This is a genomic window from Bradyrhizobium sp. WYCCWR15520 (genome assembly GCF_056174665.1).
Genome location: NZ_JBWBWM010000003.1, coordinates 156,703 through 182,079, shown reverse-complemented (window position 1 = coordinate 182,079; position 25,377 = coordinate 156,703). Strand labels below are relative to the sequence as shown.

The window sequence follows — 25,377 nt, the reverse complement described above, 5'->3', positions numbered from 1 at the left end:
CACGGTGACTGAGCCGTATTGCTTCGAGAGCTTCGTTGCCCGCAGGACGGGCTTAACTACCTTCGCTTCGGCACTTCCGAGCCGCACAACCTCTTTTGCTCTGCCTATCGCGACGTTTATCGACATCGGGGGGCGACCTAATCGAACGCTGACAGCAGGCGATCGCGAGAGCGTTCAATATGAACGCGCATCGCTTCCTCCGCGGCCACGGGGTCCGCAGCCGCGAAGGCCGCCAGTATGGCTTCGTGCTCGTCGAGAGCCTCTTCGGTGACGCGCGAATGGAACATGAGACGAAAAATGTGAAAGTGAGTATGCTGGAAAGCGATGACTTGACGAATGAGTTCGTTCTCAGCGCAGGCCAGGATCTTGTCGTGAAAGTCGGCGTCCTGCCGCGCGAAGTTCGAGTACCGCAGGCGTTCGTCCTTGCCTTCCCGGCGGGCCATCATGCCGGCCGCTTCGCGAAGCATCGCCAGCTTCGTATCGTCCAAACGCGTCGCCGCCTTCGCGGCGCTGTAGGGCTCGAGACGCAATCGAAGCTCATAGATTTCATCAAGCTGGCGCTTCGTGATCTGCGGCGCCGCGCGATAGCCGATCAAGTGCGTCTTCTGCACCAACCCTTCGCCCTCGAGCCGACCTAGCGCCTCACGGATAGGCGTTTGCGACACGTTGAATTCGCGAACGAGGCTATCAACGGTGATGCGCGCACCGGGCGCGATCTTGAGCGACATGAGCTGCGCAAAAATCGCCTCATACACGTCGCCGGCCAGGCTGGTGGGGCGATCGATCTGCCCGCTGGCGGCCCCGGCTGCAGAAGGATTGGTGACGCTCATCGATTTCGGCCCCGCCTCTTGACACTGACCGCTTCTAGCATGATCTTGTACGATATTCAATCCTATATCATATAGGATTTAATCGATGAAGATTGAACAGTGCCAGACCCAGGCGTGGGCGTGGGCTTGCTCATGGAGCGTAATGCCTTGGTAGAAAATGAATTTCACCGTGCCGACGTGCTCGGTGAAGCCGAACTCGGCCTAATGGTCGCAGCACTCGCGCCCGACGTCCGCGGCAGGCTCGATGCAGAATTCGTCTGCAACAAGGGCGACGTCATCATAGATCCGGGCTCCGCTTCGGAATTGGTACGGAGACTCTCCGGCTATCCGGGTTCGCGCTGCGCCGCCCATCCAGACCGGCGCGCCTGTCGGCAGCCCCGGCGACAGCGTGGCCCACCCTCTCGCGGCGAAGGGCTTTGAGATTGAGCCTCGCCTCTGGAGCGAACTCAACGGTCTCGCACAATCCCATTCGTCGGTCGCCAGAGGATATGCACTATGACCCTGTTCGCCGCCCTGAGGCTGCCCCGCGAGATTTTGTTTGGCAAAGGTCAGCGCCATGCGCTTTCCACCGTCGCTGCCAAACATGGACGTCGGGCGCTGCTATGCACCGACGAGCGGTTCGCCGGCACCGCCGTTTTTTCCGAAATCGTCGCGAGCCTGAAGGCGTCGTCGGTTGAGATCTTCGTTCATGATCGCGTGCAGCCGGACGTGCCGCTCGACACGGTCGGCGTCTGCGTTGAGGAAGCGCGGAGCTTCATGCCCGATATGGTGATCGGCATCGGCGGCGGCAGCTGTCTCGATTTTGCGAAATGCGCGGCCTTGCTGATCAGCCATGGCGGCAAGCTTCAGGACTACTACGGTGAGTTCAAAGTGCCGGGTCCGATCCTGCCAGTGATCGCCGTGCCGACCACAGCGGGCACCGGTTCGGAAGTGACGCCGGTCGCAGTGATCTCCGATCCCGATCGACTTTTGAAGATCGGCATTTCGAGTCCGCACCTGATTGCAGCCGCTGCGATCTGCGACCCCGAACTGACGATGACGTGTCCGCCGTCCCTGACGGCAATCGCCGGGGCCGATGCCTTGACCCACGCGATCGAGGCCTTCACTGCGGTTAGACGCGGTGTCGCTTTCGACCTGCCGCAGAAACATGTTTTCATCGGCAAGACGGCGCTTACCGATCACTTCGCTCTGCTCGCCATCAAGCTCCTGGGACGCAGTCTCGAGAAGGCCTGCCGCGATGGCGCCGACGAGGACGCGCGGGCGGATGTGATGATGGGCGCTCTGGCGGCCGGCTGCGCGTTCGGCACCGCGGGAACAGCGGCCGCGCACGCGGTGCAATACCCGATCGGCGCCTTGACCCACACGCCGCACGGGCTCGGCGTCGCGACCATGCTGCCTTACGTGATGAATTATAACTGCTCCGCGACGACAACCGAAATCGCCAAAGTCGGAGTCGCTCTCGGCCTCGAGCGCTCGAGCCGGAGCGACGGCGAGATGGCCGGCGCGACGATTGAAGAAATCAGCCGTATGTTCGCGGCGATCGGGATCACTCCTACATTGGCCGGTCTTGGACTTCCCTCCGACAAGATCGATTGGACCGCCGAACTCGCCCTCGGCATCGATCGGCTGATCAAGAACAATCCCCGCCCGTTCGACCTTCCCGCGATGAAACGACTGGTGAAAGCCGCCTACGACGGCGATCTCGCCGGCAGCGCCAGCTGACAGGACCCCATCATGAACATGCCCCAGCACACATTCAAGACCGACCAGGAAACCATCGACCTCCGCGCTTATTCGCGCGGCCTCTATATCGACGGCCAATGGCGGCAGGCCGCTGACGGCCGCCTTATCGAGGTGGTCGATCCGTCCACCGAGCGCGTGATCGCCGAGGTCCCCGATGCGGCCATGGTCGACGTCGAGGCAGCGGTGGAGGCCGCCGCCCGGGCGGCAGCCGGCTGGAGCCAGACGCCGCCGCGCAAGCGATCCGAAATTTTGAGGCGCTGCTTCGAATTGATGACGCAGCGTTCGGAAACGCTCGCCGCGCTGATATCGATCGAGAACGGCAAGGCGTTGCGCGATGCGCGCGGCGAGGTCGCCTATGCCGCCGAGTTCTTTCGCTGGAACGCTGAGGAAGCCGTGCGCATCACCGGCGAATTCGGCCTCGCTCCTTCGGGCACGAACCGCATCATCGTCGACTATCAGCCGATCGGCGTCTGCGTTTTGATCACGCCCTGGAACTTCCCGGCGGCCATGGCGACCCGCAAGATCGCTCCCGCCCTAGCAGCAGGATGCACGGTTGTACTCAAGCCCGCGAGCGAGACGCCTCTCACGGCCTACGCGCTCGCTGCGCTGTATGAAGAAGCCGGCGTTCCCCCAGGCGTCGTCAACGTCCTTACGGTTTCCAATCCTGCTCCGGCCACCGCCGCCATGCTGGCGGATCCACGGGTGCGGAAACTGTCGTTCACCGGCTCGACCGGAGTTGGCCGCCTCCTCCTCGCTGAAGCGGCCAAGCACGTCATCTCGTGCTCGATGGAACTCGGCGGCAACGCGCCGTTCATCGTCTTCGACGACGCCGATCTCGAGGCTGCGCTCGACGGCGCGATGGTAGCGAAAATGCGCAACGCCGGCGAAGCCTGCACCGCCGCAAACCGCATCTATGTGCAATCCGGCATCCACGACGCTTTCGCCGAAGGGCTTCGAAAGCGCATGACGGCGCTCAAAGTGGGCCCGGGCGTCGAAGCAGCAACCGAATGCGGCCCGATGATCACGAAAAAGGCCGTCGATAAGATCGACCGGCTGGTTCAGAACGCCGTCGCGCGCGGCGCGCGCATTCTGTGCGGGGGCTCGGTCGGGAGCGGGACGGGATTTTACTATCCTCCGACAGTGCTCTGCCACGTGCCGACCGACGCCGCGATGGCGCAAGAGGAAATCTTCGGTCCTGTGGCACCGATCTCGCGCTTCGAACAGGAGAGCGAGGCGATCGAACGGGCGAACGACACGGAATACGGGCTCGCCGCCTACATCTACACCCGTGATCTTGCCCGCGGCATGCGTGTAGCCGCGAAGATTGAAGCTGGTATGATCGCGCTCAATCGCGGCCTCATGTCGGATCCGGCCGCCCCGTTCGGCGGCGTCAAGCAGAGCGGCATTGGACGCGAAGGCGGGCAAGGACACGGCATCGCCGAATTCATGGAGGCGAAATATCTCGCCGTCGCGATGTAGACGAAGGACAGGCGCGGCGCGATCCCTTCAACCGTGACCATGTCGCGCCGTGGGTTAAGAAGCAGAACTGCGGTGAGGTCCAGAGCCGTCAGGCTCAGGCGCTTCGAAGACAAGAGAGAGGAGATTAATTGTGCGCACCATCAAGGGACCGGCAATATTCCTGGCTCAGTTCGCCGGCGAAGCTCCTCCTTTCAATACGTTGGACAGCATATGCGCCTGGGCAGCGGGTCTTGGATACAAGGGCGTGCAGATACCCAGCTGGGTTTCCAGCTTTATTGACCTGGAAAAGGCTGCGACGTCGAAAACATATGCGGATGAACTGCGTGGCACAGTCCATCGTCATGGACTCGAGATTTCTGAATTGTCGACGCACCTTCAGGGGCAACTGGTCGCTGTGCATCCGGCCTACTCCAGTGCTTTTGACGGTTTCGCGCCGGCTGCCGTCCATGGCAATTCCTCAGCTCGGACGGCATGGGCCATTCAACAATTGAAATGGGCCGCAAAGGCTTCGGGCAACCTTGGTCTGAATGCCCACGCAACTTTTTCGGGCGCGTTCGCGTGGCCTTTCATCTACCCCTGGCCCCAACGCCCCGATGGCCTGATCGCCGATGCCTTTAGTGAGCTTGGCCGCCGATGGTTACCAATTCTCGATGAGTTCGATCGCAACGGCGTCGATGTTTGCTATGAATTGCACCCGGGCGAGGATCTCCATGACGGGACGACTTTCGAAATGTTCCTCGATCAAGTGAAGAACCACGTTCGCGCCAATATTCTTTACGACCCAAGCCATTTTGTGCTGCAGCAACTCAAATATCTCGATTTCATCGATATCTACCACCAGCGGATCAAGGCGTTCCATGTCAAGGATGCCGAGTTCAATCCAACCGGCAGGCAAGGTGTCTACGGAGGTTTTCAGTCGTGGGTCAACCGCGCCGGACGTTTCCGATCGATTGGAGACGGTCAGGTTGACTTTCGATCGATCTTTTCGAAGCTCACGGCCTACGATTACGCGGGGTGGGCCGTGCTGGAGTGGGAATGCGCGCTGAAGCATCCGGAAGATGGCGCTCGGGAAGGAGCCCGGTTGATCTCCGACTACATCATACGGGTAACCGAGCGAGCTTTCGACGACTTTGCAAGCTCCGGCATAGACAGGGAAGCAAATCTGAAAATGCTTGGTCTGCGGCCAGATGAGGGCATGTCATGAGAGGCAGCGAGACGTCGCGGATCCGGTTGGGAATGGTCGGTGGCGGGATCGGAGCCTTCATCGGCTACGTGCACCGAATTGCATCGCGAATTGACGACGATTATGAACTGGTTGCGGGAGCTCTGTCCTCCGATCCCGATCTAGCCCAAGAATCTGGTAGCAAGATCGGGCTGGCCGAAGACCGAATATATGCAAGCTTTGCCGAAATGGCGGCGAAAGAGGCTGCCCGCGAAGACGGCATTCAGGCCGTCTCAATCGTTACACCCAATCACCTGCATTATGCGCCGGCCAAGGCATTTCTTGAGGCTGGAATTCATGTGATTTGCGACAAGCCGCTTACGTCAACGCTCGATGACGCTCGTGCGCTGGCCAAAATCAAGCCAAAGAATGGCGCGAAGTTTCTATTGACGCACAATTACACGGGCTATCCTTTGGTACGACAAGCGCGTGCCATGGTAGCGAATGGTGACTTGGGCAAGATTCGCGTCGTTCAAGTCGAGTATCCGCAAGATTGGCTAACTCGCCCCCTTTCAAGCAAGCAGGCTGATTGGCGCACGGATCCTGCTCGTTCAGGACAAGGCGGTGCTATCGGAGATATCGGTACGCACGCTTATAACCTTGCACGGTTTGTCACGGGTTTGAAAACGGCGGCCGTAAGTGCGGACCTGTCGACTTTCGTGGAGGGCAGGCTGCTCGACGACAACGTGCACATATTGCTGCGGTTTGAAGGTAACGCGCGCGGGATGCTGTGGGCCAGCCAGGTTGCCGTAGGCTGCGAAAACGGTCTGCAGCTGCGCGTCTACGGCGAAAAGGCCGGGCTTGAATGGCGCCAGGATAATCCGAACCAGATGTGGTTCACCGAATTTGGCAGGCCCAAGCAACTTCTGACGCGAGGCGGCGCCATCTCCGGTGACGCTCCTCCGATTCAGGTTCGACTGCCGAGCGGACACCCCGAAGGTTATCTCGAGGCGTTCGCCACACTTTACAGTCAGTTTGCTCAACTGATCCGCTCGGGAGACGCTGCCTCTCCCGACCTGCCGTCGCTCGCTGACGGAGTTGAAGGAATGGAATTCATCGCCGCCGCGGTCCGATCGAGTAACAATCAGAGCATGTGGACAAGCCTTAGCGACGTGTAAGGCGCGCGGCTTCGCGCGTGCCACGCACCGCACCCGCCTCATTCAAACCAGCCTTCCGCGGCTCGCAATACGCCTCTCCTCTCCCGCTTGCGTGTCCGCAGGGAGAGGGAAACGAAGAGCGCCGGGGCTGCAAACGCTCTTACTTCAACAATTGAGCTACATTGTCCTTGGTCACGAGGTCGAGACCGGTATAGATGACCTCTGGAACCTTCTGGCCTTTCTTGATTGCCAGCAGAGTGTCCATCGCCTTCTCGCCCATCTCAAACGGGCGCTGTCCGGTAAGCGCGTTGGAGTAGCCGTCGCGCAGCAGTTCGAGCTGCATCTTCAGCGTATCGGCGACGACGAGCGTGAACTTCCCGGCGTCGATATCCTTCCTGTTCTTGTTGACAAAGGCCTTGTAGCCCTCGGGCGCGAACATCGGCCAGCCGCCGACCGGCACGATCGCCGCGAGATCAGGCGTCGCGGTGCGCAGATCGGTCATCTGCTGGATGCCAAGAGCCGGGTCATCGTTGCTGAAGGCCGGCGAGCCGGAGACCTCGACCCACTTCGATCCCTTGAGAGCTTCGCGGACACCATCGACGCGTTCGGCAAGATTCTTGGCGCCGGGGCCGCCGGAGATGATGGCGTATTTGCCGCCGTCCGGCCGGAGTTGCAGCAACTGCTTGCCGAGCGCCAGGCCAAAATCCTTGTTGTTGGTGCCAATATAGGCGATGCGCTTGGAGCCCGGCGCGTCGGCGTCGAAGGTCACGACCGGAATGCCGGCTGCCGTCGCCGCGTCGATAGACTTGGTCATCGCCGCGACGTCAGCGACCGAGATTGCAAGACCGTCGACCTTCTGCGTAACGAAGTCCTGGATGATCTGCGCCTGGGTCGCGGGTTCGTGCTCGACCGGCCCCTTATAGATGCACACGACGTTACCAAGCTCCTTGGCGCGCTTGAGGCAACCGTCGCGCGCCACGTCAAAGAACGGATTGTTCATCGCCTTGGGCACGATCGCGAACCGGTAGTTCTGGGCGAGCGCCGGACTGGCCATGAACGCGAACGCCATGCCGGCAAGCAGCAGCTTCCTGATTGGCTTCATACTCTCTCCTCCACATTTTTGACGCCTATCCTGAAAACTCTTCTGCTCCGGGAGGCAGATAGGCGACGCTTGCTTTGTCCGCCCGGACAGCCATTTCACATCATTCGCGAACGTATGCGGTCGACCAGCACCGCCAGGATGATGATCACGCCCACCAGTGCCTGCTGCCAGTAGGAATTGACCTGCGCGAGCACGAGACCGTTGCGGATCACCTCGAGCAGCACGCACCCGACGATGGCGCCCAGCGGCCCGCCTGCCCCACCAGCAAGGTTGGCACCGCCAATGACTGCCGCGGCGATCACGTTGAGCTCATAGGAAGTCGCCATGTTGGCAGGCGCCGAACCGAGCCAACCGGAGACGATGATCCCCTGCAAGCCCGCGGCAAACGCGCAGATCACGTAGACCTCAATCTTGACCCGCACCACCGGAATGCCGGTCAGTTCGGCCGCCTTCTCATTGCCACCGAGCGCAAAGACGTGACGGCCGAATGCCGTGTGGTGCAACACGACAGCCATCACGACGGCAAGCACGACGAGATAGAGGAAGGGCGCCGGCACGCCGAACAGATCGCCCGACGTGAGCGCGTAGAAATAGCCGGCATCGGGCCCGCCGGGAAAACTGCCCCTGCCGTTCGAGACGACGTAACCAAGACCGCGCACGATCGAGAGCATGCCGAGCGTCGTCACGAAGGGTGATAGCCCGAGCACCGCGACGCAAAAGCCATTGACGAGCCCGACGATCAGCGCGGTGCCAAGCCCCGCCAGCACCGAGACCAGCAGGATCAGGCCCGGGACGTTGGCAACCACCGTCTTGCCGTCGGCGGCCATGTGAACGAACAGCGACGCACCGGGCATGTCCGGCGTCGACAGGCCCGACATCACCATCGACGTGATCATGGCGGAAAAGCACATCATCGAGCCGACGGAGAGATCGATGCCGCCTGTGATGATCACAAAAGTGATGCCAAGGGTGGCGATGGCGATGAAGGAAAAGTTCTTCGCCACATTCTGCATGTTGCCCTGCGTGAAGAAGTAGGGGCTCGCAAAATGCATCACGATCAGCAGCCCCAGCAGTGCCAGCAGAACGTAGCCAGTTTGGGACGCAAAGATGCCGCGCTGCCACCACCTGACACGGCCGACATTGGTAAAGGAAATCGGGGATTCCAGCGGCATGGCCATCACGCAGCCTCCTTCGCGCCGGTGATCAGGGCAGTGACTTCCTCGGGGCTGGTATCGCGGATCGGCTTGTCCGCCCGCTTCTCGCCGCGGCGCATGACGACGACGCGGTCGCAGACCGCGAAGACGTCGGGCATGCGGTGGGAGATCAGCATGACCGCCACGCCCTGCTCTTTCAGCCGATGGATCAGGCTCAGAACCTGTTCGACCTGGCGGACCGATATCGCCGCGGTCGGCTCGTCCATCATCACGAGCTTGGCGTTCGACAGGCGGGTGCGTGCGATCGCAACCGCCTGGCGTTGGCCGCCGGACATCTGCTTGACGAGGTCATGCGGCCGTGTCTCGGAGCGCAGCTCGCCGAACAGCTCCAGCGCGCGCGCCGCCATCGCATTGTGATCGAGGAGGGCAAGCGGGCCGAATTTGCGCTTGAGTTCGCGGCCGAGGAAGACGTTGGCGGCCGCCGTGAGATTGTCCGCAAGCGCCAGGTCCTGATAGACGACCTCGATCCCGACCGCGCGGGCATCGATGGGACGGTGGAAATGGACCGCGTTGCCGTCGAAGCAGACCTCGCCATGGGTGGGCCGGAAATTGCCGGCGATGATCTTCACCAGTGTCGACTTGCCGGCGCCATTGTCGCCCATCAGGCCGACCACCTCGCCGGGGAAGACCTGCATGTCGACGTCATGCAGCGCGCGGATCGCGCCGAACTCCTTGCCAACACCCGTCAGCGCCAGGAGCGGTTGCCGGCCTTCTTGCGCGGTTGCCATCATCACCTCGCTCAGACGTACCGATTGACAAGAGATTCCAGATATTCCTGACGTCCCGAACGCGGCTGCGGATCGAACCCTGACGTCAGTGCGCGGTCGGCGAGATCGGCCAGCGACCGCTGGCCGGCGAGGATCGCCTGCCCCTCCGCGTCAGCCCATCCGGAATAACGTTCCGCGACCGGCCTGGTCAGCGCCTCGGCATCGAGCATGTCGGAGGCGGCAAGGAACGCCCGCGCGCAGGCGTCCATCGAGCCGACATGGGCATGGATCAAATCATCCGGATCGATCGATTGACGTCTGATCTTGGCGTCGAAGTTAAGCCCGCCTGTCGTGAAGCCGCCGCTCTTCAGCATTTCGTGAAACACCAGTGCGAGTTCCGGCACGTTCATCGCGAACTGGTCGGTATCCCAGCCAAGCAGGTCGTCGCCGCGGTTGACATCGAGCGAACCGAACACGCCAAGCGCCTCGGCGAGCGCGACCTCGTGGTGGAACGAGTGGCCGGCGAGGATGGCGTGGTTCTGCTCGATGTTGAGCTTGACGTCCTTTAGAAGATCGTAGCGCTGCAGGAAGCCGTAGCAGGTGGCGACGTCGAAATCGTATTGGTGCTTGGTCGGCTCCTTCGGCTTGGGCTCGATCAGGAGCGGCCCCTTGAAACCGATCTTGTGCTTGTGCTCGACCACCAGCGAGACAAAGCGGCCAAGCTGGTCGAGTTCGCGTTTCATGTCGGTATTGAGCAGGGTCTCGTAGCCCTCTCGCCCGCCCCAAAGCACGTAGTTCTGGCCGCCCAGCCGATGCGTCACCTCAAGCGCCGCCCGCACCTGTCCGGCGGCATAGGTGAAAATGTCCGGATCCGGATTGGTCGCGGCGCCGGCCATGTAACGGCGATGCGTGAACAGATTGGCCGTACCCCAGAGTAGACGCACCTTGGAAGACGCCATCTTCTGTTCGAAGACGTCGGCAATAGCGTTGAGGTTGGCGACGGATTCGGCAAGCGAGGCGCCCTCCGGCGCGGCATCCACGTCGTGGAAGGTGAAGAACGGTACATCGAGCAGGCGGAACAGCTCGAAGGCGATGCCGGCCTTGGCACGAGCCAGCGCCATCGGATCAGAGCCGTGGTGCCATGGCCTCAAAAAAGTCTCCCCACCGAAGGGATCACCGCCGGGCCAGCAGAACGAATGCCAGTAACAGACGGCAAAGCGCAGATGATCCTCGAGCCGCCGACCCGCCACGATGCGATCCTTGTCGTACCATCGGAACGCGAGCGGGCTTTTTGTCTGCGGGCCGCCATAGGCGACCGGAGCGGTCGTGAAGAAATGAGCTGGCGCATTCACTGAGAAAACTCCTTCAGCGCAGGATAAAGCTTTCGCCACTGACGATAGGCTTCATCATAGGCGGCGACCGCCGAAGCACGCGGCACAAAGGTCGCGAGCCGGCGCGGACGAACACAGACTTCCGATGGCTGGGCACCGGTGGCGGCAATCATGCCGAGCCGCGCCGCACCGAGCGCCGCGCCGACCTCGCCCTCCTCGACACGGTGAACGGGAATGCCGAGCACGTCGGCGCTGATCTGCGCCCAGAGCGCCGAGCGCGAGCCGCCGCCAACGAAATCAACTTGCGCGATCGGCAAATAGCCGCCCAAGGCAACGAGATTGTCGCGCGCGGCAAAGGCGACGCCTTCCAGCACTGCCTGAACGAGATCCTCGCGTCCGGTCGCGCCGCGAAGACCAACAAAGGCGCCGGCCGCGGCAGCGTCATTGTGCGGCGTGCGCTCGCCGTCGAGATAGGGCAGGAATTTGACCGGGCTCGGACGGTCGACGACCTCGCCGAGCGGGGCGAGCAGCGCGGAAGCCGGCGTTGCCATGACAGTCGCGAGCCAGGCAAGCGAGGCGGCGGCCGACAACATCACACCCATTTGGTGCCACAGACCAGGAAGTGCGTGGCAGAATGCGTGCACGGCCGAAGCGGGCGCGGGTGCAAACCGTTCCGTGACCCGGAACAGCACGCCCGAAGTCCCGAGCGACAGGAATGCGTCACCAGGCGCAATGGCGCCCAGCCCGATCGCGCTGGCCGCACAATCGCCCGCGCCGCCCGCGACCACCACGCCGGATGCCATGCCCCAGCGTCGCACGAAGTCGGAAGCAAGGTGCGCGCTCACCTCACTGCCTTCGACGAGCCGCGGCATATGATGGACATCGAGTCCGGTTGCTTGCAGAATTGTCGTGGACCAGCAGCGCCGGCCGACATCGAGCCAGAGCGTTCCGGCTGCGTCCGACATATCCTCGACCATCTCGCCGGTCAGCCGATAGCGGACATAGGCTTTTGGCAGAAGCACCTTCGCTACTTTGGCAAAGACTTCCGGCTCGTGGCGCGCGACCCACATCAGCTTCGGGGCGGTGAAGCCCGGCATCGCAAGATTACCGGCAATCTCGTGCAGCGAAGGACAGTCTCGCGCGAACTCGACGCACTCGGCGTGAGAACGGCCGTCGTTCCACAGAATGGCCGGACGCAGCGGCTGCCCCTTCGCATCGAGCAGCGTGGCGCCGTGCATCTGGCCGGACAGGCCAATTCCGCGAACTTGTGACACTTCGCGCTGATGCGCGGCTGCAAGATCGTCGATGGCGCCGATCGTCGCATCGACCCAGGCATCGGGATCCTGCTCGGACCAGAGCGGCGCGGGATGCGACAGCACAAGCTCGCGCGCGGCTGTCGCGACAATCGCGCCAGCCTCATTCACGAGCACGGCTTTCACACCGGACGTGCCGACGTCCAATCCCAGATACACGCACATTCCTCCCTGCGCGCCTCGATTGCGGCGTGCGAACTGCGTCGCCTTGCCCGCAACAGCTTGCCTATGAATTCTGCCGTTCACCGGACGGGATTCACCCAGCCGATCGGCCCTAAGGCAGATTGTCCCTCATCACGATGTCGATCCGGATTTTCTCCTGTTCCCTCAAGATCGGTTCGCCGCGAGCAAGCGCGAGCAGCACGCGGACGGCGGCGCGCGCCTCATGTCCGGGGTTTTGCGAGATCACCGCATCCATCGCGCCCTGCAGCAGCAGCTTGCGCGTCATGACAGTCACGTCGTGACCGACGAAGACCAACTGGTTCGCCCGCCCGGAGTCGATGAGCGCCTTGGCGACGCCGGGCGTTCCGGCGCCCACATTATAAAGGCCGACAATGTCGGTATGCTTGCCCAGCAACCTCGCCATGAGGTGTTCCGAGCGGTCGTCCTCATCCCGCCCCTCAAGCGCGGGCAGCACGTTGAGCTGGGAAAACTCGGACGCCATCACCTGGTTGAAACCGAAGATGCGCTCGGCATGGTCGCGCAAGCCTTGCGCGCCGGCGACGATCGCGACCTTGCCTTGCCGGGGACCGACGAGACGGCCGACCAGCGCGCCGGCGGTGCGCCCGGCGGCGATATTATCGATGCCGATGTAATGATGGCGCCGGGAAGACGGCACGTCCGACACCAGCGTAACGACCTTGGTACCGCCATCGACGAGATCGTTGATGGCCGCGCGGACGCTTGGATGATCGAGGGCTACGACCGCCACGCCGTCGAAATCGCCGGCAAGCGATTCAAGCGTGGTAGCGAGAATGGTGGGATCGAACACGTCGGTCGCGACCATCTCGACGGCGAGGCGGCGGGCCGAGAGCCAGGCCGACATCTCGCCGAGATACGAGTGGATCTGCTGCATGAACAGGTTTGGGCCGGACGGCATCACGAAGGCGAAGCGACGCGCCCGGCGGCGGGCCAGTTCGGCCGCAGCCACATGCGGTTGAAACGCGTTCCGCTCGACCGCCTCCTTGACGCGGCGCACCGTCTCGGGCCGCACGCCTGGGCGATTGTGAAGGACGCGATCCACCGTGGCGAGGCTCACCCCGGCCTGGCGTGCGATCCCCTTGAGCGTCAGCGGCGTGTTGGCGTCCTGCTCCTTCATGGTGCCCACCATAGCTGAGGCATTATGAGGTACGCAACTCATTTTGAGGTATGCGATAACTCCCTGATCTGAAACAGGTCCCGGCCGTTGCATGGCTCTCTTGGGTTGTCTTGGGAGGCGTCGAGCGTCAGGCTCGATCCCCCGGAGTACAGCGGCCCCAGCGCAGCACGACGGGGTCAATCGCGAGCGGGCCGCCAGAACGACTGGCTTGCCTCGTAGTCGACGACGCCGGGATCGAGGCCGATGTCGCGGAGCATCCGCTCGTCGAGGCTGGCGAGTTCGCGGCGCGCCATGAAGCGCCGCACCGTGAAATAGTCGGACGCTTGAACGCTCTGCTGGGGAAGCAGGCCTACCCCCACAACGTTCGAGGGGTGTGGGGAAAGATGGTAGCGAGAGACGACTCGAACCCCCGAGGCTATCCGCTGGGCGAACTGCAGGACGGCGTCAATTGCGCACAAGTGCATTGTTTCGAACTGGTTGTCCGATTTGTTCGCCGTACTACCCTATTCTACGATGAGGGCGTAACAGACCTGTCCGACTAGCGTCCGCGGTATATGTTGGGATGAAACCACGGAGAGAAGCCAATATGGTCGATGTAATGCACGACGCCGTTTAGTTTGATTCTGGACAGAGCATTAGAAGCTCCATTTCCAAACGCGCCCAAAAAATTTGGCTGGAATAGAGTTGCTTACATAACGAACAGCGCAGCTTGAGTGCTGGCTGGGGCGGGAGGGATCGAACCTCCGAATGGCGGAATCAAAATCAGTTTGATTATCAAACGAATTCAAGGCGGATTTGGAAAAATCGGGCAAAACACGCTCCAGCAGGCTCAATAGGTTGGCAGCCGTTTCCAAATGAAAAATGGTCTCGTCGAAGATCAAATCCTTCTTTGCCGCGCGACAACGAGGCGCTATGCGAAGACCCAATGGTCGCGCTCAATGGGTCGCCAACGAGCAGAAAGGCCTGACACATCCGCCTGAGCGCGTTGCTGCCGCCCGGATTTCGAATTCTTTCCGGAGATGACGCAACCGCCCTCGCCTATATCGCCGCAGGCGGGAATGCCTGCCTTTCGACGATTTCGAACCTCGCGCCGGACGTGTGCCGGATTACTTTCTCAAACCTGCGCAAGGGACGGCTGGATCGTGTCCCGTGGCGTGGTGTAGCTGAGTTCGGGTCACCACGTTCGCCGGCAAGGGCCGGATCGGTCAGCTGGCGATTGCCGGGAAGCTGACGGTGGGATCATCGCTCAACGGTGCGATGATTGCCAGTGTCATGTAGCGGGCGCGCTGGACCGCCCATTCATCGTTCTGTTCGAGCAGGATCGCGCCGATGAGGCGGACGATAGCGTCTTCATTGGGGCGCCTATGCAGCTTCGAAGGCCGGCCTGGAAGGCCTTATGCACTATTACGCCACGTACCTCAGACCGCACCGAATCACTGCGAACGCTATCGCGCCGTCCCTTATCGCGACGGACATGATCGGTGAGATGCAGTCGCACGCGATGGACCAACTGCCACTTGGGCGCTTGGGTCGGCCTGACGAGATCTGGCCCGCGGTTCGTATGATCATGGAAACGGAATATCTGACCGGTCAGACCATTCACATCGATGCGGGTAGATATATGACGTGAGTCCAACGAGGCTTATAAGCGCTCATGTGCGGCGCAGGCGCGAAAGCGCTTCGCAACGATGGACTATCTATCGAATGATGTTGGTATCGGTGCATGGCGAATGGTTCCGGATCGTGCGCTTGCCACTGCACTCGTGCACGAGCATTCCAGCCAGAGGGTCTAAGTCGGTCTCGATGGCTTCGGTGAGACGAATGCGGCGGAAATCCGCGGGACTGGCATGTAGATAAGGTCGGGATCGGTTGCGGACGAAGAAGTCCCGGTCGGCCCGTGGCGCAAACACGGTCGCGCGAGGAAACGCCTTGCCGCCATCAGCCGTCCGGAAATTGCGACATGATCCGGGTGCGTGTGCGACACCACCACGATGTCGATGTCCTCGGGCCGCAAGCCGACGGCCAGCGGCACACCAGCGCGACGATGCGGGCGTTCCTCGAGTATATGCGCAACGGGATGGTGAGTTTCGAGAGGGATTTGCCCGAAGTCATTCAAAAGCTTCGTTTTATTAGCCGGGGTGAGATAGGCTAGCTTGCGTCGCGAGAGCTTCCGCGATAACTCTGCACTGAATGCGAAAATTTTATCGCGCTTAGTGCAAGTTCGAAGGGGCAATTGTGTCAAAGGAAAGCGCGGAAAAATCGAGCCCGAAGAAGGAGGGTCTGCGCGAACGCAAGCGCCGTGAAACGCTTTGGCGCATCGCAGAGACTGGCTTGAAACTGTTCATGACGAATGGCTACGAGGCGACGACGCTCGAAACTATTGCCGAAGAAGCGGGCATTTCCCGTCGAACGTTCTTTTATTATTTCAAATCAAAGGAAGAAATTCTTCTGGCTTGGCAAAGTGGCACTGCGGAAGCCATTCGAGCGGCCGTGCTCGAACAGTCGACGAAGCAATCACCGCTCGATGCTGTCAAAAACGCGCTCTTGAAGCTGACGACAACCTACGAGACGGGTTTAGCTGCCAAACATATGATGGAAATCGACCGCCTGATGCGGTCGAACGAGAACCTTCGCGCCCGCGACCACATAAAGTACGCCAAGCAGGAGCAGGCGGTTTTCGAAGCGCTCTGCGAGATGTGGCCGCAAGCAAAGAGGCGCCTGGCGTTGCGCACCGTGGCAATGATTTCCATCGGTGCTTTCCGCCTCGCAGTCGACAATTGGAGCAGGGACAAGGGAAAGCGACCCGTGGCCAGCTACTTGCGAGAGTGTTTCGCCCATCTAAAAGTGGAGACTTGAAGGCAAGCGCTTCGCAATCCGACGCCTCACGGTTCGACTGCGGCAAAATACTGCACCAAGTGTAATTTTAATTGACGGTTGCTGGGTTTGGACGCTAGGTCGTACGCCGACGATCAAGAACGCGTCCATCGTGAGGTCGGCACTGTGCAGGCTGGCCAACAGTTCGACTGTGTCTGGTGTCCTCATTTTCGTGCGAGGGCCCCGCTCTCAAGGAGCAGAGTATGAGAATCCGGGTCAACGCCATGCTGTTGGCATGCAGTATCGCCGCTGCGCTTCCAGCGAGTGTTGCGAGTGCGCAGACTGCCCCAGCCCAACACGAGCAGGCCACCCCTCGCTCCATTGATTTCAATTGGAACGACAGTTCTCGCGAACGACAAGTCCCCGTCCGCCTCTATTGGCCAGCTCACGCGTCATCGAAACCGGTGCCGCTCATTGTCTTCTCGCACGGCATGGGTGGTTCGCGAACTGGCTACACCTACCTTGCCACACGCTGGGCGGAAAACGGCATTGCAAGCTTGCATGTCCAGCACACCGGCAGCGACTCCGCCATCTGGTCCGGCAACCCCCTTGGCATTGTAGATCGGTTGCAAACCGCGACGGGAGATACCGAAGCGGCAGCCCGCGTTGGCGATTTGAGGTTTTCTCTCGACCGCATCTTGGCGAGTGCCAGCCCCTACGCTCGCTTCATCGATACCCAGCGAATTGTCGTTGCGGGCCATTCGTACGGCGCCAATACCGCGTTGCTGACCGTCGGCGCGCGGGTCGTTCGAAACGGCCGCTGGCTCGATTTCCGCGACCGCCGTTACAAGGCCGCGATCGTGATTTCGGCGCCACCATTCTACGGCGAAACGGACCTGACCGGCGTGCTCGCCCATGTGGGCGTTCCCACGCTCCACGTGACCGCCACTCAAGACGTAATAAAGATTCCGGGGTTCTATTCTTCCGCGAGTGATCGTGTCGCGATCTTCAACGCCGTCGCCAATCCGCGAAAGGTGCTCGCCGTGTTTCGAGGCGGCTCTCATAGCATCTTCACGGACCGCCCCCTGACCGGGGGACCGGGCTTGAACCCGATAGTCAAGGATGCCACGGGGGACCTGACCCTTGCTTTCCTAGATTACGTCTTTGCCGGCGATGTATCGAGTATGACCCATTGGAGACACGCTTGGCAGAATATTCTTGCTCAGCCTCCGGCTCAGAATGCAATGTTGCGTGAGGCGAGCGCGAGCGATCGGGTTGCTGCTCAGGAGCGAGACTTCGATCGTCCGCGCTTGGGGCGGGCAATCGAGCCAGCGGCAGATATCGAACGGACCTCGAGGTCGGTGCAGAGATGACATCCGATGCTGCGCATCTGGCTGACATCAGCACTGTGCCTTCTGACAGCTGGTTGCGCGACAGCGCCGCTCAATAGGGCCAATTCTCTCGCCGCTTATGATGAACTTAAGCCATCGGACGGCGTTCTGACGAAGTCCGTCATTCGCGTTGACAAGGATGACGTCCTCAACGCCAGGACGGTACGCATCAGAGAGACGCAGTTTTCCGCGAGAGCTGCTTCGGAGGTCACTTTCTCGGAAGATCAGCGCAGGCTCATTGGCAATGCTGTCGATCGGGCCTTGTGCTTTGGACTGAGCGAGCGGTTTGAGATCGTCGGCCCCGCCGATCCGGCTGATCTGACCGTGCACGCTGTGATCACGCATGCGGCGTCAACCGATCCTGCGGCCGCGGGCGCGTCCAGAGCTGCGTCCGTGGTACGGATCGTCTTGGCCCCTAGCGTGCCCGTGCCTGTCCCGCGACTTCCCATAGGGTTGGGCAGCTTATCTGTAGAAGCGGAAGCGAGGGATCGGCGAGGTAGGCAAAAGGCCGCAATCGTGTGGGGCCGTGGCGCGAATTCCTTCACAAGTTCTGCTCGGGTATCGCCAGATGGAGATGCATATGATCTCTCCACGGCATTTGGTGCCGACTTTAGCAAACTGCTCGTTACGGGCAGCACCCCATTTGGATCCTCGTCGTCACTGCCGTCGATGGACAGCTTGCATACGATGCTTGGTGGCGCGCCGAAACAGGCCGCCTGCGAAACCTACGGAAGGGCACCGGGTTTGGCAGGAATGATCGGTGAGAGACTTGGAGCTCCTCCGAGTTGGACAGACAAGGGCGCGGCCGCTCCATCGCCTGCAGAAGGCCGGACGACAAAACTCTCCGCTGAATAGCAGACGCGGCCGATCAACACGCGTTGCGATCACCACTGCTTCGTCCCATCGCTAACACACGAGCCATAGCCGACTCGCCGGGGTGGTGTCCCCGTGCAGCTCCGCTTCACGCTTTCGTGCTTCTCGCCATGAAATATCGACAGACGACGATCCTCTTGCTTTCCCGCTGACATAAATTCGCCGCCTATAATTTTACACTTAGTGCAATACAATCTCGCACCGAGTGCTAACTTAGTCGCGTATCCACGATGGCTTTCGTCGAGAGCCACGATCAGAAACAACGTGCCCGGTCTGCTTTCGGCAGTCCCGTGCAAGCGGAGAATAACTAGAGATGTCTAGCAAGGGCTCGCTCGCGAATAACCTCACTCAAGCCTTTCCTCGCAGCTTTGTAGGACTTGCGGAAGGCGCGCAAGTGCACGACCTCACCAAGCGCGGTGATCGCCTAGCATTATACATGAGCCGCGGATTTCGAACGGCCTCACGCGCCGAAGCGGCAGTTCAATCGGCCGACTCCTTGCGTGGATCGCAAAACTGGGCTCGCATTTCCACGAGCGTATTCAGAAAGCTTCGATCGCCCTACGTCATCAACGCCGGGATCGCCGTGCTGTTGTACGCGATCGCTTCGCACCCCTATATCAATCTCGCGAAAATCGCATCGAATGCCTTCCCATGTCTCGGCGCAAAGACGTGCCTCATGGCGGTGGTCAATATCGTCGCCAATGAGTTCATTCCAACGATTCAGGCGTTCCTGACCGGCCGGCTCGTGCGTTGGATGTGGGCGATCACTCTTCTCCCCATGCTTAGCATGGTGCGCCTTGTTACGACTGCGAAACTACGGTCCGCGCTGCTGCTCGTTCGTTTTCGCTTGGCGCGGCTTGCCGCCGTGCGCCGACGCCATCGCAGACGGGCGCAGTGATGCCGCGAAAAGCGCTTCAAACCGATTCGGTGAGTACGCCATGCAAGATGCGAGGCGGTCGAGATACTAGGCGGGTGAGATTTTCCGTAAGTCTGAGAGCGCACGGCGTAAAGCGCGCGATACCACCTCCTTGAAAATCGCACTCGGTGTATTATTTGCACTCTATCGCCATTGCACTGGGAGAAGATCGATGCCGGCTTGGAAGCAAAGTGACGTTCCGTCGCAACGCGGACGGTCTGCCATAGTCACCGGCACGGGCGGGCTGGGCTACGAGCACGCTCTCGCTCTTGCGCGGGCCGGTGGGGAGGTGATCCTCGCGGGCCGCAATGCTTCAAAGGGTGCCGATGCCTTAGGGCGGATACGAGCAATTCAGCCTGACGCGGATGTTCGCTTTGAGATGCTCGACCTTGCGGACATTCACTCCGTGAAGGCGTTCGGATCCCGTTTGCGAGCCGAACGAAAAAGCCTCGACCTGCTCATCAACAATGCCGCCGTCATGATGCCACCGACGAGGCAAGTGACCTCTGACGGTTTCGAATTGCAGTTCGGGACGAATTATCTGGGGCATTTCGCGCTCACTGCCGAACTTCTTCCGTTGCTGCGAAAAGGCAAGGAGCCTCGCGTCGTCACTGTGTCTAGCGTAGCGGCGCGCGGCGGCTCGATCGACTTCGACAATCTACAAGCGGAACGCAGCTACAAGCCGATGCCGATTTACAGCCAATCGAAGCTTGCAAACCTTATGTTTGCGTTTGAATTTCAGCGCCGTAGCGACGTCTTCGGCTGGGGTGTCATGAGTGTCGCTTCCCATCCCGGGATATCGCGGACCGATTTGATTCCGAACGGCGCCGGCAGGATGAGTTTTGCCGGCTTCTTGCGAACCGCAATGTGGTTCCTATTTCAGTCGCCGGCGCAAGGCGCCTTACCGACGCTGTTCGCGGCGACCTCTCCGGATGCCCGGCCCGGAGGGTACTATGGCCCCGATCGGCTGGGAGAAACGCGCGGCTCGCCAACGATCGCGTTTGTGCCGCCGCAAGCCGAAGACGATGCTGTGGCATCGCGATTGTGGGATGTCTCAGCGAGATTAACCGGCGCGAACTTTGCCCTCCAGTGAGGCCAAGCTACCACGACAGACTTTCCTTGCGCTTCGCGCAAACCTACGAAGAGACTGGCATAGCGGGAAGCGATGCGAGTCAAGGCTTCAGTCATTACGATAGAATGCCGGGTTTGAGATTTATGCGGTCAGTTTAGGCCTGCGCCTCGCCAGCGCCCGCCGATTTGACACAATCGATCATTAGCCGACGCAACCAGACCGCGCCAGGATCGTCATGACTTCGTTCGTGCCAGAGCAAGCGATAGCCGTAGGGCGTCACCTGTGCCGGCGGTTTCAGCATCACGAGGCCAAGCCGCGGCGCAAGCTGCCGGGCCGCCCGCGAGGGCATGGTCACCAAGTAATCCGACGCTGCCGTGATCACCGCGGCTGTTGCAAAATATGGGACACGCAGCGCGACGTGCCGCTTGTGGCCGCGCTCGGCCAATGCGGTATCGATCGGCCCGCCCTGCCCGCCGAAAATGCTGACCACGATGTGCGGCCAGGTCGTGAATAGCTTGATCGGCAGTACGCCTTTCGCCCCGCGCATCTCCTTGAGCAAAGGATGGCCTTGCCGAACCAGTGTCACGAAACTTTCTCGGAATAACTCGCGCGCCCGAAACGAGCCGGACACCGGATTGTCGGCATACAGCACGAAATCGACCTGACCGTCAGCTAGCATACGAAACACATCACGCGAGAAGCTGACCACCTCGATCGCCGCACTAGGTGCCTCGCGCGCAAACTGGGCGGCGACATTGGGCAGGATAGCGAGCGCTCCGTAATCGGTAGTCGCGATCCGAAAGATGCGGTCGGTGGCGGAAGGATCGAATTTCGGCTTGTGGAGAAATTTCTCGACGCCGCCGAGCAGATTCGCCAGCGGCTCGCGCATCGCCTCGGCGCGCAGCGTCGGCATCATGCCGCTTGCCGCCTTCACCATCAGTCGGTCCCCGAACAGGCGCCGCAGCTTTGCTAGCGCACGGCTGATCGCCGGTTGGCTGCTGCCGAGACGCTCAGCGGCGCGAGTGACACTGCCGGTCTCGAGCAGCGCATGTAGCACCACCAGCAGGTTGAGGTCGACTTTGGCTAAATCCATTGAACGCATAATGCTAATTCTATCATGATATTTGTGGATGACGATAGATCGACGTACATAGCCTTCCATCGCCGCTATACCCGGAGAAGCCGCCATGCCGTCACATCAGAACATCAGTCGCCGCCTCCTGCTCGCTGGCAGCGCGGCCGGAGCGATGACGCCGCTGCTGGGCATGCCGGCAACGATCGCGCAAACGCAAGCGGCAAAGACCAATTCCGGCCATTACAGTTTTCGGATTGGCGATATCAAGGCAACCGTCGTCAGCGACGGCACGCTGAGCGGCAATCCGCGCATCTACGCCTATACCGCGCAGGCGGAGGAACTCGGCAGGACGTTGAGCGATGCGTTCCTGCCGACCGACACCTTCAGGCTCAACCTGAACACGCTTCTGCTGGAAAACGGTGACAGGAAAATCCTGATCGAGGCAGGCGCGGCACAAACACTCGGCCCCGATGGCGGACATCTGTTCCGGAATCTTGCGGCGATCGGCGTGCGGCCCGAACACGTCGACGCCATCGTGATCACGCATACCCATCCCGATCATGTCGGTAATCTCAGCCGCTCCGACGGATCGAGCGCCTTTCCGAAGGCGGCCGTCTATATTCCTGAGGACGATTTTGCGTTCTTTATCCGTAATGAGCCAGACCTGTCGCGGCTACCCATGCCGGAAGACTTCCGGCGCGCCTTCATCGCCAATATCAAGCGCAGCGTGGCGCCGGTCGCGAAATCTGCCGTGCTGTACCGGCCGGGCGCCGAAGTGCTGCCGGGCGTAACGACGATCGCCGCCGGCGGCCACACGCCGGGCATGTCGGCGATCCTGGTGCATTCCGGCGCGCAGCAATTGCTGATCACGTCCGATGCCGCCTATAGCCCCCTGCTCAACATCGACAATGCCTGGCGGCCCGGCCCCGATCTCGATCCTGACTCCGCCCTGCAGGCACGCAGGCGCTTGTTCGACCGCGCCGCGACGGACCGCATCCCGGTGCTTGGGTTCCATTTTCCGTTTCCGGGCATCGGCAACATCAGGAAGTCGGACGGCGGCTATCGCTGGGTGACAGCGAACTGGCGGTTCGAAGGCTGAGCGAGCACAAGATGCGAAAACCTGCAAATCCGTCATCGTGGGAATTCACGCGCAAGCATGTCTCGCCACATGTGCGTACGGATGGTGGAGGTATATTTTTCTTCGCGCAATGATGGAGGGGTGAGGGACGGGTCGGCCTTACATTCCTGGAACCATCAGCCAGGGAGCCTGGACGCGATAGCCGGTCCTCCGAACCGCGAACTGGGCAACCGCACCAGCTTCGCACCAGAAAAGGCGTGAGCGAAGCGCAACGAACGCGATCGAAATCGAACGAAAACGTAGGAAATTCAACGAAGCCGCTCGTTATTCCGCCGCTCATAACGGTCTGGTTGCAGGTTCGAGTCCTGCCGGGCCCACCAGCCTTCGCTCGCTTCGCGAGCTACGGCTAGGCAGGCCAGCCCTTGACCTCTCCGAGCGAAGCGAGCGAAGGCTGCCGCGCCGAAGCCCACTGGGCGAAGGCGGGCGCGGCCTACGGCTCGGCAAGCCACCCTGCGATCATCTCCGGAAGGCAGCTGCAAGGCGAACGGCGCCCCCCAACCAAAATATCGAAAACAACCCCATGCAAAGTAGCAACGCGGCTGATGCTTTGAGCGATCCCGCGAAAACAGTTTGACACGTCGGGCAAATCAGCGGCACGACTCCATCATCGCCCACTGGTCTGCTTCAGCGACCATCAAACTACCTCTGCACATACGACCTGGCGAAAGTCCCTGCTCTTTAATCGAAGACTCGGCGGCAATATCGCACGAACAGGCGAAACCGCACGGCTCGATTTGTTCATCGCGCGGCCCGTCAACGGTCGGCCATGTTTCGCGATAGACCGCCTTGCGCCACGAGCGGGCGTTCCACGACCATGCATTCCGCGAGCAACCGGCCCTTGCCCTTGACTGATAAGCTTCACGCTCAGGGAACCTTCGTTTGCCATCTCCACATCTGGTGAAGTGGTATGATGGAACGTTCACCTTTTGCGAGGTTGCCCCGTCCAATGTGAGCAAAAAGAGAGCCCGGAATGTGACTTTTCACGTCAGTCTTGTTGGACGAAGTGACCTCAGTGGCGAGATCTACCGTCAGATCCGGCAGGCAATTCTGGACGGGCGCCTTCGACCTGGAGAGCGTTTGCCACCCACGCGAGAACTGGCCACCGCGCTGACGGTTGCACGATCGACGGTGGCGATTGCTTATGAAAGCCTTGTTGCGGAAGGATTCGCGACATCCCATCCAGGCTCCGGAACGTTCGTCAGCCATCAGCTTGAGGCAAAACGTCCGGGGTCGAAAACAAGGCGATCGACAGCCCGCGCGGTTCGGGTGCGTGGAGTTTGGGAGACGATACCGCTTCCGATAGGCTTTGACCGCGTGGCGCGTTTCGACTTCAGAACCGGTCTTCCAGACGTTTCGTTGTTTCCACAGCGAGCCTGGCGGCGGATCGTCGCCCGTGTGCTGCGCTCGCGCGAGATGGCGCCAGGTGTCTACGAGAATCCTGCGGGCATTTCGGACCTGCGCGCGGCGATCGCTCGCCACATCGGCATCTCACGCAGCGTTTCCGCATCGCCCGACGACGTAATCGTGGCCAATGGCACCCAACAAGCACTCGACATCGTCGCTCGCGTGCTTCTCGGGCCCGGTGATGTCGTTGCGATGGAGGATCCAGGCTATCGGCCTTTAAAGGAGTTGCTCAAGGCGCTGGGCGCGCGCGTGATCGGTGTGCCGGTCGACCGCGAAGGTCTGGTCGTGGAGGCGCTGCCGGCCGAAGCCAGGGTGGTCTACGTGACGCCGTCGCATCAGTTTCCCCTCGGCGTAGCCATGAGCCTGTCGCGTCGACGTGCGCTGCTTGCCTGGGCCGAGCGCAGCAACGCGGTTGTCGTCGAGGATGACTATGACAGCGAGTTTCGCTTCGGCGGACGTTCGCTCGAGCCGCTTCAGACCCTCGATTCGACCGGTCGCGTTGTGTATGTCGGCACATTCTCAAAGACGTTGCTGCCGGCGCTCCGGCTGGCCTTCATGGTCGTGCCGCCGTCGCTGCGAGAGGCGGCACACAAGGCGAAGTTCGTCACCGATTGGCATACGGCGACAATAGCGCAGAGCGCGCTGGCGCAGTTCATCGACGAGGGCGCATTTGCACGCCACATTCGCAGGGTGAGCCGCATCTATAGCGAACGGCATGCGATACTGACCGCGGAGATCAAGAGGAATTTTGGCGATTACCTCGACCTTGTTCCATCGAGCACCGGGCTGCACATCACCGCCTGCGCGCGAGGAGCGTCGGCTGATCATATCGATGCGATCGTATCACGAGCCTTTGATCTCGGCGTTGCCATTGATACGATGTCGCGCTGCCGAGTGGACAGGGAGCCTCCGACCGGCCTCGTCCTGGGATATGGGGCGATCGAGACGGCGCGGATTGCCGAAGGGCTGAGGCGGCTGCGCGGATGCTTCGATGAACGCGTGCCTCGACGCCGCCCGAAAGCGGCGTGACCGATGTCGCTAGAGGCGACGTCACGCGCCTGAATTGGACTGATTGATGGTGCGCAAATTGGACCTTCCGTCATACCGCTTCGCCTTCTAGTGTCGGGCCGTTGAAGGTCGGCGGACTGATGCAGGGCGGGCGCGTTCCATTTCGCGCCCGCACGCACTTTCCAAATCGCAGATCAATCATCACCGCAAATCGCATTGAAGCGGACCTCCGCCGACCTTGCAACATCGCGAACTCACAACTTGGAGACACGAGCCTGTGAGTTGTGAAGCAATTCACGGCCGCGGGTCGCAGCCCGACCTAATCAAGCT

At 61.1% G+C, this 25,377-nt stretch carries 24 protein-coding genes and 2 pseudogenes; 14 read left to right on the top strand and 12 right to left on the bottom strand.

Annotated elements, in window-relative coordinates; translation table 11 throughout:
- Positions 1–137: 137 nt before the first annotated feature.
- Positions 138–830, bottom strand: a complete 693-nt coding sequence (locus AC0QUY_RS04560; protein ID WP_475385935.1) for a GntR family transcriptional regulator — start codon at positions 828–830, stop codon at positions 138–140.
- A 495-nt stretch (positions 831–1,325) separates the two neighbouring features.
- Between AC0QUY_RS04560 and AC0QUY_RS04555 the strand changes: the two genes are divergently transcribed.
- The 4 genes from AC0QUY_RS04555 (at position 1,326) to AC0QUY_RS04540 (ending at position 6,392) form a co-directional block, all read left to right on the top strand.
- Entirely contained in the window at positions 1,326–2,552 is a 1,227-nt protein-coding gene (locus AC0QUY_RS04555) for an iron-containing alcohol dehydrogenase (RefSeq protein ID WP_475385934.1), read from the top strand.
- A 12-nt stretch (positions 2,553–2,564) separates the two neighbouring features.
- On the top strand, positions 2,565–4,052 hold the full coding sequence (locus tag AC0QUY_RS04550; protein WP_475385933.1) for an NAD-dependent succinate-semialdehyde dehydrogenase: 1,488 nt from the start codon (positions 2,565–2,567) through the stop codon (positions 4,050–4,052).
- A 130-nt stretch (positions 4,053–4,182) separates the two neighbouring features.
- Positions 4,183–5,256, top strand: a complete 1,074-nt coding sequence (locus tag AC0QUY_RS04545) for a sugar phosphate isomerase/epimerase family protein (protein ID WP_475385932.1) — start codon at positions 4,183–4,185, stop codon at positions 5,254–5,256.
- Positions 5,253–6,392 (top strand): Gfo/Idh/MocA family protein, encoded by a 1,140-nt coding sequence (locus AC0QUY_RS04540; RefSeq protein WP_475385931.1) that lies wholly within the window; start codon positions 5,253–5,255, stop codon positions 6,390–6,392. Before AC0QUY_RS04545 ends, AC0QUY_RS04540 begins: the two co-directional genes overlap by 4 nt.
- A 139-nt stretch (positions 6,393–6,531) precedes the next feature.
- On the opposite strand, the gene AC0QUY_RS04535 is transcribed toward AC0QUY_RS04540, so the two are convergent.
- From AC0QUY_RS04535 to AC0QUY_RS04500, 8 genes are all read right to left on the bottom strand, one after another.
- Positions 6,532–7,440, bottom strand: coding sequence for a sugar-binding protein (locus AC0QUY_RS04535; protein ID WP_475386046.1), 909 nt, complete (start codon positions 7,438–7,440; stop codon positions 6,532–6,534).
- Between the two features lie 128 nt (positions 7,441–7,568).
- Entirely contained in the window at positions 7,569–8,651 is a 1,083-nt protein-coding gene (locus tag AC0QUY_RS04530) for an ABC transporter permease (protein ID WP_475385930.1), read from the bottom strand.
- A complete protein-coding gene (locus AC0QUY_RS04525) occupies positions 8,651–9,415 on the bottom strand; it encodes an ATP-binding cassette domain-containing protein (protein WP_475385929.1) in 765 nt (254 codons plus the stop codon). The genes AC0QUY_RS04530 and AC0QUY_RS04525 overlap by 1 nt, the downstream gene beginning before the upstream one ends.
- Before the next feature lie 11 nt (positions 9,416–9,426).
- Positions 9,427–10,746: a xylose isomerase gene (gene xylA / locus AC0QUY_RS04520; RefSeq protein ID WP_475385928.1), complete on the bottom strand. Its 1,320-nt coding sequence runs from the start codon at positions 10,744–10,746 to the stop codon at positions 9,427–9,429.
- Positions 10,743–12,197 carry a xylulokinase gene (gene xylB / locus AC0QUY_RS04515; protein WP_475385927.1) on the bottom strand — a complete coding sequence of 485 codons (1,455 nt, stop codon included), beginning with the start codon at positions 12,195–12,197 and terminating at the stop codon, positions 10,743–10,745. Before xylB ends, xylA begins: the two co-directional genes overlap by 4 nt.
- 115 nt (positions 12,198–12,312) lie before the next feature.
- Complete coding sequence (locus AC0QUY_RS04510; protein ID WP_475385926.1) at positions 12,313–13,356, bottom strand: LacI family DNA-binding transcriptional regulator; 1,044 nt, start codon at positions 13,354–13,356, stop codon at positions 12,313–12,315.
- Positions 13,357–13,532: 176 nt separating this feature from the next.
- The gene (locus AC0QUY_RS04505; protein WP_475385925.1) at positions 13,533–13,814 is read right to left on the bottom strand and encodes a DUF1127 domain-containing protein; all 282 of its coding nucleotides are present in this window, start codon (positions 13,812–13,814) and stop codon (positions 13,533–13,535) included.
- 177 nt (positions 13,815–13,991) lie between these two features.
- A complete protein-coding gene (locus AC0QUY_RS04500) occupies positions 13,992–14,237 on the bottom strand; it encodes a hypothetical protein (protein WP_475385924.1) in 246 nt (81 codons plus the stop codon).
- A gap of 104 nt (positions 14,238–14,341) precedes the next feature.
- Here AC0QUY_RS04500 and AC0QUY_RS04495 point away from each other — a divergent pair, with 104 nt between their 5' ends.
- A complete protein-coding gene (locus tag AC0QUY_RS04495) occupies positions 14,342–14,587 on the top strand; it encodes a dihydrodipicolinate synthase family protein (RefSeq protein ID WP_475385923.1) in 246 nt (81 codons plus the stop codon).
- Here the strand turns inward: AC0QUY_RS04495 and AC0QUY_RS04490 are convergent.
- Positions 14,562–14,714: pseudogene (locus tag AC0QUY_RS04490) on the bottom strand (IS256 family transposase); the annotation flags it as partial. The gene AC0QUY_RS04495 and the pseudogene AC0QUY_RS04490 overlap by 26 nt on opposite strands.
- Before the next feature lie 38 nt (positions 14,715–14,752).
- Here AC0QUY_RS04490 and AC0QUY_RS04485 point away from each other — a divergent pair.
- Positions 14,753–14,986, top strand: a complete 234-nt coding sequence (locus AC0QUY_RS04485; RefSeq protein ID WP_475385922.1) for an SDR family oxidoreductase — start codon at positions 14,753–14,755, stop codon at positions 14,984–14,986.
- A gap of 189 nt (positions 14,987–15,175) precedes the next feature.
- Here the strand turns inward: AC0QUY_RS04485 and AC0QUY_RS04480 are convergent.
- Positions 15,176–15,379, bottom strand: a pseudogene (locus tag AC0QUY_RS04480) (MBL fold metallo-hydrolase); the annotation flags it as partial.
- Between AC0QUY_RS04480 and AC0QUY_RS04475 the strand changes: the two are divergent.
- From AC0QUY_RS04475 to AC0QUY_RS04450, 6 genes are all read left to right on the top strand, one after another.
- The gene (locus AC0QUY_RS04475) at positions 15,317–15,508 is read left to right on the top strand and encodes a hypothetical protein (protein WP_475386050.1); all 192 of its coding nucleotides are present in this window, start codon (positions 15,317–15,319) and stop codon (positions 15,506–15,508) included. The pseudogene AC0QUY_RS04480 and the gene AC0QUY_RS04475 sit on opposite strands and share 63 nt — an antisense overlap.
- An 83-nt stretch (positions 15,509–15,591) precedes the next feature.
- Positions 15,592–16,212: a TetR/AcrR family transcriptional regulator gene (locus AC0QUY_RS04470; RefSeq protein WP_475385921.1), complete on the top strand. Its 621-nt coding sequence runs from the start codon at positions 15,592–15,594 to the stop codon at positions 16,210–16,212.
- A 221-nt stretch (positions 16,213–16,433) separates the two neighbouring features.
- Positions 16,434–17,543 (top strand): alpha/beta hydrolase family protein, encoded by a 1,110-nt coding sequence (locus AC0QUY_RS04465; protein ID WP_475385920.1) that lies wholly within the window; start codon positions 16,434–16,436, stop codon positions 17,541–17,543.
- Between the two features lie 6 nt (positions 17,544–17,549).
- A complete protein-coding gene (locus AC0QUY_RS04460; RefSeq protein ID WP_475385919.1) occupies positions 17,550–18,416 on the top strand; it encodes a DUF3313 domain-containing protein in 867 nt (288 codons plus the stop codon).
- Between the two features lie 331 nt (positions 18,417–18,747).
- Complete coding sequence (locus AC0QUY_RS04455; RefSeq protein ID WP_475385918.1) at positions 18,748–19,332, top strand: hypothetical protein; 585 nt, start codon at positions 18,748–18,750, stop codon at positions 19,330–19,332.
- A 190-nt stretch (positions 19,333–19,522) separates the two neighbouring features.
- The gene (locus AC0QUY_RS04450) at positions 19,523–20,443 is read left to right on the top strand and encodes an SDR family oxidoreductase (RefSeq protein ID WP_475385917.1); all 921 of its coding nucleotides are present in this window, start codon (positions 19,523–19,525) and stop codon (positions 20,441–20,443) included.
- 133 nt (positions 20,444–20,576) lie between these two features.
- Here AC0QUY_RS04450 and AC0QUY_RS04445 read toward each other — a convergent pair whose 3' ends face one another.
- Complete coding sequence (locus AC0QUY_RS04445; protein ID WP_475385916.1) at positions 20,577–21,515, bottom strand: LysR family transcriptional regulator; 939 nt, start codon at positions 21,513–21,515, stop codon at positions 20,577–20,579.
- Between the two features lie 94 nt (positions 21,516–21,609).
- Here AC0QUY_RS04445 and AC0QUY_RS04440 point away from each other — a divergent pair, with 94 nt between their 5' ends.
- Together AC0QUY_RS04440 and pdxR are read left to right on the top strand one after the other, a co-directional pair.
- Positions 21,610–22,596: an MBL fold metallo-hydrolase gene (locus AC0QUY_RS04440; protein ID WP_475385915.1), complete on the top strand. Its 987-nt coding sequence runs from the start codon at positions 21,610–21,612 to the stop codon at positions 22,594–22,596.
- Between the two features lie 936 nt (positions 22,597–23,532).
- Complete coding sequence (pdxR, locus tag AC0QUY_RS04435; RefSeq protein WP_475386045.1) at positions 23,533–25,068, top strand: MocR-like pyridoxine biosynthesis transcription factor PdxR; 1,536 nt, start codon at positions 23,533–23,535, stop codon at positions 25,066–25,068.
- Positions 25,069–25,377: the final 309 nt, after the last annotated feature.

Bases quoted from the DNA above. Each gene is read 5' to 3' on its own strand.
- AC0QUY_RS04560 (WP_475385935.1), bottom strand. From the start codon at position 830: ATGAGCGTCACCAATCCTTCTGCAGCCGGGGCCGCCAGCGGGCAGATC.
- AC0QUY_RS04555 (WP_475385934.1), top strand. From the start codon at position 1,326: ATGACCCTGTTCGCCGCCCTGAGGCTGCCCCGCGAGATTTTGTTTGGC.
- AC0QUY_RS04550 (WP_475385933.1), top strand. From the start codon at position 2,565: ATGAACATGCCCCAGCACACATTCAAGACCGACCAGGAAACCATCGAC.
- AC0QUY_RS04540 (WP_475385931.1), top strand. From the start codon at position 5,253: ATGAGAGGCAGCGAGACGTCGCGGATCCGGTTGGGAATGGTCGGTGGC.
- AC0QUY_RS04535 (WP_475386046.1), bottom strand. From the start codon at position 7,440: ATGGCGTTCGCGTTCATGGCCAGTCCGGCGCTCGCCCAGAACTACCGG.
- AC0QUY_RS04530 (WP_475385930.1), bottom strand. From the start codon at position 8,651: ATGGCCATGCCGCTGGAATCCCCGATTTCCTTTACCAATGTCGGCCGT.
- AC0QUY_RS04525 (WP_475385929.1), bottom strand. From the start codon at position 9,415: ATGGCAACCGCGCAAGAAGGCCGGCAACCGCTCCTGGCGCTGACGGGT.
- AC0QUY_RS04510 (WP_475385926.1), bottom strand. From the start codon at position 13,356: ATGAAGGAGCAGGACGCCAACACGCCGCTGACGCTCAAGGGGATCGCA.
- AC0QUY_RS04485 (WP_475385922.1), top strand. From the start codon at position 14,753: ATGCACTATTACGCCACGTACCTCAGACCGCACCGAATCACTGCGAAC.
- AC0QUY_RS04475 (WP_475386050.1), top strand. From the start codon at position 15,317: ATGATCCGGGTGCGTGTGCGACACCACCACGATGTCGATGTCCTCGGG.
- AC0QUY_RS04465 (WP_475385920.1), top strand. From the start codon at position 16,434: ATGAGAATCCGGGTCAACGCCATGCTGTTGGCATGCAGTATCGCCGCT.
- AC0QUY_RS04460 (WP_475385919.1), top strand. From the start codon at position 17,550: ATGCTGCGCATCTGGCTGACATCAGCACTGTGCCTTCTGACAGCTGGT.
- AC0QUY_RS04455 (WP_475385918.1), top strand. From the start codon at position 18,748: ATGTCTAGCAAGGGCTCGCTCGCGAATAACCTCACTCAAGCCTTTCCT.
- AC0QUY_RS04450 (WP_475385917.1), top strand. From the start codon at position 19,523: ATGCCGGCTTGGAAGCAAAGTGACGTTCCGTCGCAACGCGGACGGTCT.
- AC0QUY_RS04445 (WP_475385916.1), bottom strand. From the start codon at position 21,515: ATGGATTTAGCCAAAGTCGACCTCAACCTGCTGGTGGTGCTACATGCG.
- AC0QUY_RS04440 (WP_475385915.1), top strand. From the start codon at position 21,610: ATGCCGTCACATCAGAACATCAGTCGCCGCCTCCTGCTCGCTGGCAGC.